Origin of the sequence: Parahoeflea halophila, from assembly GCF_900220985.1 — a bacterium.
Lineage (GTDB): Bacteria > Pseudomonadota > Alphaproteobacteria > Rhizobiales > Rhizobiaceae > Hoeflea > Hoeflea halophila.
In genome coordinates this window covers 857,823-870,538 of the sequence record NZ_OCPC01000001.1, presented here as the reverse complement: position 1 = coordinate 870,538, position 12,716 = coordinate 857,823, and the positions used below count along the sequence as shown (strand labels likewise).

Annotated in this window: 10 protein-coding genes; all 10 read left to right on the top strand. The window is 62.4% G+C overall.

The features are described 5' to 3' along the window. The first annotated feature begins 111 nt into the window (after nt 1-111). The 10 genes from CRO46_RS04105 to ftsW all read left to right on the top strand — a co-directional run bounded on the left by CRO46_RS04105 (nt 112) and on the right by ftsW (nt 12,716). The gene (locus CRO46_RS04105) at nt 112-1,866 is read left to right on the top strand and encodes a TRAP transporter permease (RefSeq protein ID WP_097105287.1); all 1,755 of its coding nucleotides are present in this window, start codon (nt 112-114) and stop codon (nt 1,864-1,866) included. 593 nt (nt 1,867-2,459) lie between these two features. Next, a complete protein-coding gene (gene mraZ / locus CRO46_RS04100; RefSeq protein ID WP_097105286.1) occupies nt 2,460-2,888 on the top strand; it encodes a division/cell wall cluster transcriptional repressor MraZ in 429 nt (142 codons plus the stop codon). A gap of 26 nt (nt 2,889-2,914) precedes the next feature. Then, nucleotides 2,915-3,940 carry a 16S rRNA (cytosine(1402)-N(4))-methyltransferase RsmH gene (gene rsmH, locus CRO46_RS04095; RefSeq protein ID WP_097105284.1) on the top strand — a complete coding sequence of 342 codons (1,026 nt, stop codon included), beginning with the start codon at nt 2,915-2,917 and terminating at the stop codon, nt 3,938-3,940. Nucleotides 3,941-3,943: 3 nt separating this feature from the next. After that, nucleotides 3,944-4,300 carry a cell division protein FtsL gene (gene ftsL, locus CRO46_RS04090; RefSeq protein WP_097105283.1) on the top strand — a complete coding sequence of 119 codons (357 nt, stop codon included), beginning with the start codon at nt 3,944-3,946 and terminating at the stop codon, nt 4,298-4,300. After that, complete coding sequence (locus tag CRO46_RS04085) at nt 4,297-6,042, top strand: peptidoglycan D,D-transpeptidase FtsI family protein (RefSeq protein WP_097105281.1); 1,746 nt, start codon at nt 4,297-4,299, stop codon at nt 6,040-6,042. The genes ftsL and CRO46_RS04085 overlap by 4 nt, the downstream gene beginning before the upstream one ends. A 78-nt stretch (nt 6,043-6,120) precedes the next feature. Beyond that, nucleotides 6,121-7,590 carry a UDP-N-acetylmuramoyl-L-alanyl-D-glutamate--2,6-diaminopimelate ligase gene (locus CRO46_RS04080; RefSeq protein WP_097105280.1) on the top strand — a complete coding sequence of 490 codons (1,470 nt, stop codon included), beginning with the start codon at nt 6,121-6,123 and terminating at the stop codon, nt 7,588-7,590. Continuing rightward, nucleotides 7,587-9,020 carry a UDP-N-acetylmuramoylalanyl-D-glutamyl-2,6-diaminopimelate--D-alanyl-D-alanine ligase gene (locus CRO46_RS04075; RefSeq protein ID WP_097105279.1) on the top strand — a complete coding sequence of 478 codons (1,434 nt, stop codon included), beginning with the start codon at nt 7,587-7,589 and terminating at the stop codon, nt 9,018-9,020. Before CRO46_RS04080 ends, CRO46_RS04075 begins: the two co-directional genes overlap by 4 nt. A gap of 20 nt (nt 9,021-9,040) precedes the next feature. After that, on the top strand, nt 9,041-10,144 hold the full coding sequence (mraY, locus tag CRO46_RS04070; RefSeq protein WP_097105277.1) for a phospho-N-acetylmuramoyl-pentapeptide-transferase: 1,104 nt from the start codon (nt 9,041-9,043) through the stop codon (nt 10,142-10,144). A gap of 3 nt (nt 10,145-10,147) precedes the next feature. Further along, nucleotides 10,148-11,569, top strand: a complete 1,422-nt coding sequence (murD, locus tag CRO46_RS04065; RefSeq protein WP_097105276.1) for a UDP-N-acetylmuramoyl-L-alanine--D-glutamate ligase — start codon at nt 10,148-10,150, stop codon at nt 11,567-11,569. Further along, nucleotides 11,562-12,716: a putative lipid II flippase FtsW gene (gene ftsW, locus CRO46_RS04060; RefSeq protein WP_097105275.1), complete on the top strand. Its 1,155-nt coding sequence runs from the start codon at nt 11,562-11,564 to the stop codon at nt 12,714-12,716. Before murD ends, ftsW begins: the two co-directional genes overlap by 8 nt.

The following is a 12,716-nucleotide window of genomic DNA, read 5'->3' as shown; positions in this document are numbered from 1 at the left end:
CAGCACGCAGCCTGTGCGCCCAGGTTCAGGGCCGGGGCGCACAGGCAGTGCCGCTTTTTACCACCCTTGCGAAGTTCCTCATCAGCTGAAACCGGGAGCCTGTCGATGCGAATGGCCATGATCGCCAGCGCTGCCTGTCTGGTGGTCTTTCATCTGGGCCTGATCTTCTGGGGACTGGTTCCCAACCTGGTCAGCAGGCCACTGCACTTGGCCCTCGCCTTGCCGTGGATCTTCCTGTTCGCCGACGGCGGCAAGGCCAGCCGCTGGTCCGGCATAGCCTTGTGCGCGCTCGGGATGGCGGCCAGCATCTGGATAGCCTGGCAGCATTCGGCGCTTGGTGACCAATACGGGTTTCTTGAAGGCAATTTTCAGATCGCGATTGCTGTTGTCCTCCTCGTGGTGGTGCTGGAAGCGGCGCGCCGGGCGATCAGCTGGCCGTTGCCGCTGGTGGCGCTGCTGGCATTGCTTTACGGCCTGTACGGGCAGCTGATACCAGGCGAGTTCGGCCATTCCGGTACACCGCTGGCCAGTTTTCTCGGCACGCTGACCATTGCCGAGGGCGGGATCTGGGGCAGCCTGGCAGGCGTCTCGGTCAGCGTGGTGGCAATCTTCGTGATATTCGGAGCGGTGCTCAATGCCGGCGAGGCTGGGCAAGGCTTCATGAACATTGCTTCGTCCGCGGCCGGCCGGCTCAAAGGCGGGGCCGCCAAGGTATCGGTGATTTCGTCTGCGCTGTTCGGCTCGATCTCCGGTTCAGCTTCGGCCAATGTGGCCTCCACCGGCGCCATCACGCTGCCGGCGATGACCAAGCTCGGCTATCCGAAGCGGCTTGCCGCAGCGGTCGAGGCGGTGGCCTCGTCGGGCGGGCAGATCATGCCGCCGCTCATGGGCGCGGGTGCATTCGTCATGGTCGAACTCACCGGCGTACCCTACACCGCGATCATGGCGGCGGCGGTGTTGCCGGCGCTGCTTTACTTCTTTGCTGTGTGGGTCGGCATCAATGCCTATGCGGGGCGCCATGTTCTCGCAGGCCTTGCCGCCGAGGACCGGCCTTCCATGCGCGCGGTGGTCATTACATCGGCGTTCTTTGCCATTCCCTTTGCAGTGCTGATGTGGGGCATGTTTGTCACCGGTACGACCCCACAATATGCCGCCAGCATGGCAATCCTGGTCGGTTTCGTGATGCTGTTCTTCCACGCCGATGGCAGCTTCGATCTCGGCCGCACGCTGAACCGGCTTGAAAGCGCGGTCATCAATGCGGCGCGCCAGGTGGCGATGATCGCGGCGATCATCCTGTGTGCCTCGATCATTATCGGTGTCCTGTCGATCACCGGGCTCGGGGTGAAGATCACCTCGCTGATCCTGTCAGCCTCGGGCGGCATGCTGTGGCCATCGCTGTTACTGACCGCGCTCGCCTGCCTTGTCCTGGGCATGGAAGTGCCGACCACGGCGGCCTATGTCATCTGCGTGTCGGTCGCAGGGCCGGCGCTGACCAAGCTGGGACTGGAGCCGCTGCAGGCGCATCTGTTCGTGTTCTGGTTTGCGCTGTTGTCGACGATCACGCCACCGGTCTGCGGCGCGGTTTTCATTGCCGCGGGCATGATCGGCGAGAACTGGCTGAAGGTGGCGGTGACCGCCATGAGCCTGGGTGTCGGGCTTTACATCATCCCGCTGACGATGATCGCCAACCCGGCGATCATGGAGATTGCCGTCAATCCGCTGGCTGCTGTTGTGGCGCTGGCGCAAATCGGCATCGGACTGGCACTGATCTCCTACGCGCTGATCGGGGCATTTACGCGGTTTCAGCGCACAGGTCTCGGACTGGCCGGGTTCGCCGTACTTTTCGCACCGGCAATCCTCGGCTGAGGTCCCCCGGCTTAACTGTCTCACCAGCCTTGACGACGTCATGCCCGGCGCGAGATCGCGGCAAAGTGCCTGCAGCTGGAGCAGTTGATCCGGTTGTTAACGTAGCGTGTCGCTGGCGTTGTCAGGCAACCCGCATTTAACCTGCTTTTCAATACTCCTCACCCGTTTTGGTCCGAGAGCCCGGTCTGTCGCCTGTTCCTCAGGGGGGCTCGAGCATGAGGGCGAGAATGCCACCAATTGGCAGCCTCCTGCGTATCGAAACGTGACCGAAGACCGGTTTCTGGCCGCTTCTGGCCGTTCACACTCCGTCCATCATCCCTAACCCTTCGTTAATCTTGACAGGTTATTAATGGGGCGAACTCACGGTCGAGATGGGGCTGGTTCCCATTGACGCCCATGGTGGCCCATGGTATCCCAAACGCCCAAGATCAGCAGGCGGGCATCCGCCGTTCCATCCCCATCCAGGCTGCGGTTTCAGGCAGAGACCGTGAAGGCGGCTTACGCTGCTGGAGCCTTTGCTCGGGTGATGGAGCGGAGGCAAAGCAGGGGATCAATGGAGTGGGGCCAAGGGGCGGAAGCGGCGGTACAGAGTCATGAACCGGTTCCTGTCGAATGCGACAAACAGGATCGACGCGAAGGGACGGGTTTCCGTGCCTTCGACGTTCCGTGCCGTGCTGGCGCAGGCAGCCGTCAGCGAGCTCTACGCATGGCAGGATTTCGTGTTTCCGGCGGTGTCGATGGCCGGGCCGGAAGTGCTGGATCGCTTCGAGCGGATGATCGGATCGCAGGATCCGTTCTCTGCGGAAGCCAACAAGATGTCGCTGCTTATTCATGGCGGCGGTGTGTTCATGAAGCTCGACGGCGAGGGTCGGCTTCTGGTGACGGATTTCATCCGCGATTTTACGGGCATCACCGACCGGGTGACGTTCGCGGGGCGTGGGGATCATTTTCAGCTCTGGGAGCCGGCGGCATTCGAGGAAATGCAGTCACGCGCCCGGAAAGAACGGACGGCCATTTCCTGACCGTTCTCAACGGATGGAGAAACGGAATGGCGGCGGACATGGACGATGGTGAAACTGACGTCCAAGGCGGACCGGTCCGCCACATTCCGGTTCTTCTCCGCGAGGTCCTGGCAGCCCTTGGACCCGTGCCGGGAGAGACAATCGTCGACGGCACATTCGGGGCCGGCGGCTACACTGCTGCCATCCTTGAAGCCGGCGCGGACGTGGTTGCCTTCGACCGTGACCCTGATGCGATCGCCGCGGGCGCGGCAATGGTGGAAGCTTCCGGCGGTAGTCTGAAACTCATCCATGCCCGGTTTTCCGAATTGCTCGATCATGTCGAGGAGGCGAGTCTTGACGGCGTGGTGCTCGATATCGGCGTGTCCTCGATGCAGATCGACGAGGCGGAGCGGGGTTTCTCGTTCATGCGCGACGGGCCGCTCGACATGCGCATGGGGCAAACCGGCGTCAGCGCGGCGGATGTGGTCAACCGCGCCAAGCCTTCGGACATGACCCGCATATTCGGAATTCTGGGCGAGGAGCGCCATGCGGGGCGGATTTCGCGTGCCATTGAGGCGGAACGGCAGAAGACGCCATTTGAGACAACGCGGCAGCTGGCCGGGCTGATCGAGAAGGTCTCGCCGCGGCGGCCTCAGGACAAGATCCATCCGGCCACCCGGGTGTTCCAGGCGCTCAGGACCTACGTCAATGACGAGCTTGGCGAACTGGCGCGGACCCTGTTCGCCGCCGAACGCGCGCTCAAGCCCGGGGGCCGGCTGGTGGTTGTCAGCTTCCATTCTCTCGAGGACCGCATCGTCAAGCGTTTCTTCCAGGATCGCGCAGGCAAGGCCTCGGGCTCGCGGCACCTGCCGATGGTGGCCGAGCGTCAATCCAGCTTCACCATGATCGGCAGGCAACCGGTGACTGCGGGAGATGAGGAATGCGCGACCAATCCACGCGCACGGTCTGCGAAACTGCGCGCCGGGCGGCGCACTGACGTGCCCGCCGGAAAGGCCGATGCCGATATCCTTCCCGTTCCAAATCTCGCCGCGCTGGCGGCACTCGGAGGCTGAACCGTGTTGCGAACTCTCGACCTGGTGCTTGTCGGTGCGATGATCGCCGCTGCTACCATCACCTACCAGATCAAGCACGCTGCCGAAGAGAAACTTGCCGAAGTGCGCGAGTTGCAGGCAGAGATACGGCTGCAGGAGGAGACCATCGATCTGCTCGAGGCTGACTGGAGCCTGCTGAACCAGCCTTCACGTCTGCAACGGCTGTCGACGGCCTTCGAGGCGGAGTTGGGCTTAAGGCCGATCGAACCGGAGCAAATGGCCGAATCTGACGAATTGCCCGGCAGGGCGAGCGATTTCGAGCCGTTGCTGGCAGAGGGCGAAACCGATGCAGAACTGACGACGGGGTCCGTGCAACAATGAGAAATCTGGGAGCATTCATCGCTGGACTGAACCCGGTTGCGGCGTCTGCGGGCGGAGGCGGCCGCACGCCGCTGGAGTTTGAAGGCATCCGCAAGGCGCAGGGCGCGCAGGCCAAGAACCGCATCATTATCGCGGTGGTCTGTTTCTGTGTGTTCTATTCGGCAATCGGTGCGCGCCTGGTGCAATACGGCCTGCGGTCGCCCGAAACAGTGTCATCGATCGCGCGCGCCGACCAGCTGCTGATTTCGCGGCCCGACCTGCTCGACCGAAACGGCGAAGTGCTGGCCACGGACATCCGCACGGTCTCGCTGTTTGCGGAACCCAACAAGATCGTCGACGCGGACGAGGCGGTCGAGTTGCTGGCCACCGTTCTGCCAGATCTCGACATGCGCGGCATTCACCGCAAGTTGTCGTCGAATTCCCGGTTTCAGTGGCTCAGACGCCAGCTTACCCCCAAGCAGCAAAGCCAGATCCTGGCGCTCGGCATTCCAGGCATCGGTTTCAGGCCGGAAACGCGGCGGTTCTATCCCGGCGGCCCGACGGCTTCGCATGTGGTCGGCCACGTCAACATCGACAACAAGGGCATCGCCGGCATGGAGAAATATGTCGACGGCCAGGGCCTCGGCGATCTCGCTGCCGCCGGCATGACCGTCAACGAAGATCTCAAGCCGGTGCGGCTGTCGCTTGATCTGCGGGTCCAGCACGTGCTGCGTGACGAGCTGGCCGGCGCCATGGAGCGCTACAAGGCGATTGCCGCCGCCGGTGTCGTACTCAATGTACACACGGGCGAAGTGGTCGCCATGTCGTCACTGCCCGACTATGACCCCAACAACCCTGTCGAGGCGCTGCAGAAGGACCGGCTCAACCGGATGTCCGCGGGTACCTACGAGATGGGGTCAACCTTCAAGGCGTTCACCACGGCGATGGCGCTCGACTCCGGGCTGGTGAAGATGTCGGATTCGTTCGATGCGCGCGGATCGATCCGGATCGGCGGCTTCACGATAAAGGATTTCCACGGCAAGAACCGTGTCCTGACCGTGCCGGAAATCTTCATCTATTCCTCCAATATCGGCACCGCCCGAATGGCCGATCTTGTGGGTATCCCGGGCCATCAGGAGTTCCTGACCCGGCTCGGGCTTCTTACCCGGATGAAGACCGAACTGCCGGAAGTGGCAACGCCGAACCAGCCGTCTGAATGGAAGAAGATCAACTCGATCACCATCTCCTTTGGCCATGGCGTGTCGACAACACCATTGCAGACAGCGGTCGCGGCTGCAGCGCTGATGAACGGCGGCAAGCTGATCGAACCGACCTTCCTGCCGCGCTCGGCGGAAGAGGCTGCACAGACCGCGGTTCCGGTGATCCAGCCATCGACCAGCAAGCACATGCGCGATCTGATGGAACTCAATGCCATCAAGGGAGCCGGCGGCTCGGGTTCGCGTGCCGCGGTCGAAGGCTTCCGTGTTGGCGGCAAGACCGGGACCGCTGAAAAGGTGGTCAATGGACGCTACTCCTCTGCGGTCCGGTTCAATGCGTTTCTCTCCGCCTTTCCGATCGACAATCCCGAATATGTGGTTCTGGTGGTGATCGACGAACCCAAGCCGGAGGAGGGCAAGCACTCGGCGACCGCCGGATTGAATGCTGCGCCGACGGTTGGCGCGATCATTCGCCGGAGCGGCGCCTTTCTCGGTGTCCGGCCGCGGTTTGGCGACGACGTGCAGGCGCTGTCGCTGTCATACTGAAAACACATGCGGCGGGCAGGCATCACTGATATCAAGTGAATCGCCTTTTGCCACAGCAATGAAAGACCAGAGCATTTCATGAAATTGTCCGCGCTGACCGCCGCCCTGCCGACTGGATCCATTACCGCACCTAACGGGGCGGACACCGAGCTTCCCGTGACCGGGTTGACGGCTGACAGCCGGGTCGTCGAACCGGGAAACCTGTTTTTTGCGCTTGCCGGCGTGAAGACGGACGGTGCGCGGTTTGCAGCCCAGGCGGCATCCAAAGGCGCGGTCGCAATCGTCGCCGGCGAAGGTGCGGTGCTGTCCGGGTTGACGGTGCCTGTGCTCCGGGCGGTTGATCCCAGACAGGCGCTGGCGCGGGCGGCTGCGGCATTCTACGGCCCGCAACCGCGGGTGATGGCGGCAGTAACAGGGACCGCGGGCAAGACCTCCGTGGCATCCTTCCTGCGACAAATCTGGGCCAATGCCGGAGAGCAGGCAGCGATGCTTGGAACCACCGGCGTGACAGCGCCTGGCCGTACCGAATACGGCACGCTGACCACTCCGGACCCGGTTGCGTTGCACCGGTTGCTGGCGGAACTTGCCAGCGAAGGCGTGACTCACGCAGCCATGGAAGCCTCTAGCCACGGTCTCGACCAGCGCCGGCTCGACGGGGTGGCGCTGAGTGTTGCGGGCTTCACCAATCTGGGCCGCGATCACATGGACTATCACACCAGCATGGATGACTACATGGCCGCCAAGATGCGGCTGTTCGATACGCTTCTGCCCAAGGGCATGCCAGCGGTGATCTTTGCCGATGATCCCTGGTCGGAGAAAGCCGTCGAAGCGGCCGAGCGGGCTGGAGCGCGGGTGCTGACTGTGGGCCGCAAGGGCGGCTTCCTGAGCCTCAAACGGGTCGAGCATCTGCGCCACAAGCAGGTGCTGGAAGTCCACATGGAAGGCCGCATTTTCGAGGTCGATTTGCCGCTGGCAGGTGACTTTCAGGTGTCCAACGCACTTGTGGCGGCGGGAATTGCGATTGCCTCGGGAACGTCTGCAGACCAGGTAATGGCAGCACTCGAGCACCTGACCGGAGCCTCCGGGCGGCTGGAGCTGATCGGCTCGACGCCGCAGGGGGCTCCGGCTTACGTCGATTATGCGCACAAGCCCGAGGCGCTGGAAAACGTGCTCGAGGCGGTGCGGCCGTTTACCACCGGCCGGGTCATCACGGTGTTTGGCTGCGGCGGCGACCGGGATCGCGGCAAGCGGCCGATCATGGGCGAGATCGCGATGCGGCTTGCGGATGTGGTGATCGTCACCGACGACAATCCCCGTTCGGAGGATCCGGCCTCGATCCGTGCTGAGATCATGGCCGCTGCCCCTGACGCAACCGAGATCGGCGACCGGGCAACGGCGATCAGAACGGCAGTTTCCATGCTGGGCGCAGGCGACACCCTGATCGTCGCCGGCAAGGGGCATGAGGAAGGCCAGATCATCGGAGAGAAGGTTCTGCCGTTCTCCGACCACATCGAAATCCGCAAGGCACTGGAGGAACTGAAGGCATGAGCATGCTGTGGACCTCACAAGAGATGATCGAAGCCATGGACGGGCGTCCCGTGGGCACCCTGCCGGACGGCGTCAACGGCATTTCCATCGACAGCCGCACGGTTGGCGAAGGCGATGCCTTCTTTGCCATCAAGGGCGACCGGCTCGACGGACATGATTTTGCCAGCGTCGCAGTCGCCAATGGTGCCGGCCTGCTGGTGGTTTCGGAATCGAAGCTTCCTGCGCTTGGCCGGCTGACTGCGCCGATGATCGTGGTCAATGATGTTCTGGCAGCACTTGAGGATCTGGGCCGCGCCTCACGGGCCCGCAGCGACGCCCGGATCATCGCGGTGACCGGATCGGTGGGAAAGACCTCGACCAAGGAAATGCTGAGGCACGTGCTCGAACCAAGTGGCGAGGTGCATGCCTCCGTGGCGTCGTTCAACAACCATTGGGGCGTGCCGCTGACACTGGCGCGAATGCCGGCGAGCACCGCCTATGGCGTGTTCGAGATTGGCATGAACCATCCCGACGAGATCCGGCCACTGGTCAAGATGGTCAAGCCGCATATCGCGATCATCACCACGGTGGCGGCCGCGCATATGGGCAATTTCAAGAACCTGACCGAGATCGCGGCTGCAAAGTCCGAGATCATGGAAGGGCTCGTCGAAGACGGGCACGTGCTGCTCAATCGTGATAACGAAAAATATGGCTGGCTCAAGAAACGGGCCGGGGAACTGGGCGTTGCCCATGTTCAGTCTTTCGGTGAAAACAGCAAGGCCGATTACCGGCTTCTCAACTGCAAGCTGCTGCCGGATTGCTCGACGATTACGGCGCGGATCGGCAGCGACGAGGTTGCCGTCAAGATCGGCGCGCCCGGCCGCCATCACGTGCAGAACGCGCTTGCCGTATTGGGCGCGGTGCAGCTTTCCGGCGCCAATCTTGCCAAGGCCAGTCATGCGCTCGCCGCTCTTTCGGCTGAAAAGGGGCGCGGGGCACGGCACAATCTGAAGATCGGTGATGGCAGTTTCGTACTGATTGACGAAAGCTACAATGCCAACCCGGCCTCAATGCGCGCTGCGCTGGAGCTGCTGCGGGATACGCCGGTGCGCTTGAGGGGGCGTCGTATCGCCGTGCTGGGCGACATGCTGGAAATGGGCCGGTTTGCCGAGCAGGTGCATCGTGAGCTGGCTCAGCCGCTCATGGAAACAGGGGCGGATCTGGTCTGTCTCGCGGGTCCGGAAATGCGGGCGTTGCGCGACGAACTGGGCACAAATATCGAGACGGTCTACCGCGACGAGGCCACCGAACTCGCGGACTATCTCAAGTCGGTTATCAGGGACGGCGACGTGGTCATGGTCAAGTCGTCGCTCGGCATCGGCTTCGGTCGCATTGTCAAGGCGTTGCTTGACAAGTACCCGCTGCTGACTGACAGCAGCACACAAGATTAAAGGGATCGGGGACCGAACTCATGCTCATCTGGTTGGTGGATCTGGCGGACAAGGTCCAGTTTTTCAATCTTTTCAGATACATCACCTTCAGAACAGGCGCTGCGATGTTCACCGCGGCGCTGATCGTATTCCTGTTCGGACCACGAATCATCGCCTCGCTGAAGGTCCGCCAGGGCCGGGGCCAGCCGATCCGGGCCGATGGTCCGCAGACCCATTTTCTCAAGGCCGGCACGCCGACCATGGGCGGATTGATGATCCTGGCGGGCATTGTCGGATCGTCGCTGCTGTGGGCGGACCTGTCGAGCGTCTACGTGGTCACCACGCTGCTGGTGACGCTCGGCTTCGGCGCCATCGGTTTTTACGACGACTATCTGAAGGTCACCAAACAGAGCGACAAGGGATTTTCCGGCAAGGCCCGGCTTGGCATTGAATTCATCATCGCCGGACTGGCAGTGTTCTTCATCATGCAGGCCTCGATGGCCGCAACGACGGTCAACGGCTCGACCTTTGGCTCCTCTATCGCGTTTCCCTTCTTCAAGGATCTGCTTCTGGACCTGGGCTGGTTCTTCATCGTTTTCGGAGCTTTCGTGATTGTTGCGGCGGGCAACGCCGTCAATCTGACCGACGGTCTCGATGGACTGGCGATCGTGCCGGTGATGATCGCAGCCGCCTCGTTTGGCGCCATCGCCTATCTGGCGGGCAACGCGGTGTTTGCCAATTATCTGCAAATCCATTTCGTGCCCGGCACCGGTGAACTGGCGGTGATTCTCGGCGCGGTCATGGGCGCGGGGCTTGGCTTTCTCTGGTTCAATGCACCACCGGCGGCAATTTTCATGGGCGACACCGGTTCGCTGGCGCTCGGCGGCCTGATCGGCACCGTTGCGGTTGCGACCAAGCATGAGATCGTCATGGCGATCATCGGTGGGCTGTTCGTGATGGAAGCGCTTTCCGTGATCATTCAGGTCGGCTGGTTCAAGCTGACCGGCAAGCGGGTGTTCCTGATGGCGCCGATCCACCATCATTTCGAAAAGCTCGGCTGGACCGAGAGTCAGGTGGTGGTTCGGTTCTGGATCATTGCTGTCGGTCTCGCCATGCTCGGTCTCGCCACGCTGAAGTTGAGGTGATCGATGATCCCCGCCTCCACATTTCGCGGACAGCGCGTGGCGCTGTTCGGCCTGGGCGGGTCGGGCCTTGCGACCGCGAAATCACTTGTTGCAGGGGGCGCGGAACTCACGGCATGGGATGATAATCCGGCTCAGGTCGAGGCCGCATCAAAAGCGGGGATCCCGGTTGGCGATCTGCGCGATATGGACTGGGCGTCGGTCGGCACGCTGGTGCTTGCCCCCGGCGTTCCGCTGACACATCCCAAGCCCCACTGGACGGTCGATCTTGCCACCAGCCACGGTGTCGAGATCATCGGCGATATCGAGATCTTCGTACGGGAGCGGCGGGCGCAGGCGCCGGGCAGCCGGTTCATCGCCATCACCGGCACCAATGGCAAATCCACCACCACGGCGCTGATTGCACATCTGATTTCGCATAGCGGCCGTGACGCTCAACTGGGCGGCAACATCGGGACCGCGGTTCTGACGCTGGCGCCGCCGGCGGCCGAGCGGGTGCATGTGGTCGAATGTTCCTCCTATCAGATTGACCTCGCGCCTTCACTCGATCCGAGCGCCGGGCTGCTGCTCAACCTGACGCCGGATCACCTCGACCGGCACGGCTCGATGCAGCATTATGCCGATGTCAAGACGCGGCTTGTGGCACGAAGTGATGTCGCCATTGTCGGTGTCGACGACGAGTGGTGCCGGGCTATTGCCGAAAAGCTGGAAAGCCGGGCTTTCAAGGTGATCCGGATCTCCAAGGATCATGTCCTTGAGGAGGGTCTGTTTGCGCAGGGATCGATGATCCGTCAGGGCAAGGCCGGTATGCTGCACGACCTGGCTGATCTTGCCGGTATTGCCACGCTTCGCGGCGCGCACAATGCGCAAAATGCGGCAGCCGCCATTGCCGCGTGCCAGGCGGTCGGGTTGAACGAAGAAGAAATCCGCAACGGGCTCGCAGCCTTTCCCGGCCTCAAGCACCGCATGCAACCGGTGGCACGGCGCGGACGCGTCGTCTTCGTCAATGACTCCAAGGCGACAAATGCCGAGGCCGCGGCGCCGGCGCTACAGAGTTTCGAACCGATCTACTGGATTGCGGGCGGTCTGCCCAAGGAGGGCGGCATCGCCGCACTGGAACGGTTCTTCCCGCGCATTGCCAAGGCCTATCTGATCGGGGAGGCGGCGGCCGGATTTGCTGCCACCATCGGCGCGCATGCACCCTTCGAGATCTCGGGCACGCTTGACAATGCGGTGGCTTCTGCAGCGCGAGATGCAGCGGGTGATGCAGCCGGGATGCCGGCTGTGCTACTATCTCCAGCCTGCGCCAGCTTCGATCAGTACCGCAATTTCGAGGTCAGAGGCGACGCCTATGTCAGCCTCGTGTCTGGTCTCGATGATATCGAAATGCTCGTCGATATCGAAAACACTGGAGAACATCATGGTTAGCCGCGTCGAACGTGGGCCGGTCGCAGACTGGTTCTGGACCATAGACCGCCTGTTCCTTGCGGCCTTTATCGGCCTGATGGGAATTGGCCTGATGCTATCGTTTGCCGCAAGCCCGGCGGTGGCCGAAAGGCTCGGACTGGACAGCTTCCATTTCGTCGAGCGCCATGGCTTCTACCTGCTGCCTGCTGTTGCGGCGATGGTCGGGGTCTCGTTCCTGAACCCGCGCCAGGTGCGCCGGGGGGCACTGCTGCTGCTCCTCGCCTCGATCGTGATGATGATCATGGCGTTGTTCTTCGGTGTCGAAATCAAAGGCTCGCGGCGCTGGATTTCCATCCTCGGCGTTTCCATCCAGCCCTCGGAATTCATGAAGCCGGCCTTCGTGGTGATCTGCGCCTGGCTGTTTTCCGAACGCTCGCGTCACCCGGAGATCCCCGGCAACCTGTTTGCGATCATCCTGTTCGGCATCGTGGTAGCCCTGCTTGTGGCGCAACCCGACCTTGGGCAGACAATGCTGACAGCTGCGGTCTGGGGCGGGATGTTCTTCATGGCAGGCATGTCGTGGTTCTGGATCGCGCTCTTGGGCGGGCTGGCCATAGCCGGTTTTATCTCGTCCTATTTCATGTTCCCGCACGTGGCCGAGCGCATAAACGGCTTCCTGTTCGGCGAGGGCGACAGCTTTCAGGTCGATACCGCCCGCGAGGCGATCATCCGGGGTGACTGGCTGGGACAGGGGCCGGGCGAGGGCACCATCAAGCGGATTCTGCCCGACAGTCACACCGACTTCGTCTTTTCCGTCGCGGCGGAGGAATTCGGCATCATCTTCTGCATGGTAATGGTGTTGCTGTTCGGCTTCGTGGTGATCCGCGGCCTTCTCCGCGCTGGACGGGAGCAGGACGACTTCACCCGGCTGGCTGTTGCCGGCCTGTCGCTGCTGATCGGTTTCCAGTCCTTCATCAATATCGGCGTCAATCTCGAACTGCTGCCAGCCAAGGGCATGACGCTGCCGCTGATTTCCTATGGCGGGTCGTCGATGATCGCAGTGTCGATTACTGCCGGGTTCGTGCTGGCGCTGACGCGGCGCAGACCGGAGAGCCGGGCGCAGCCACGGACGGTTTACCGTCCCATGTCCAGCGTGGCGGCGGAATAG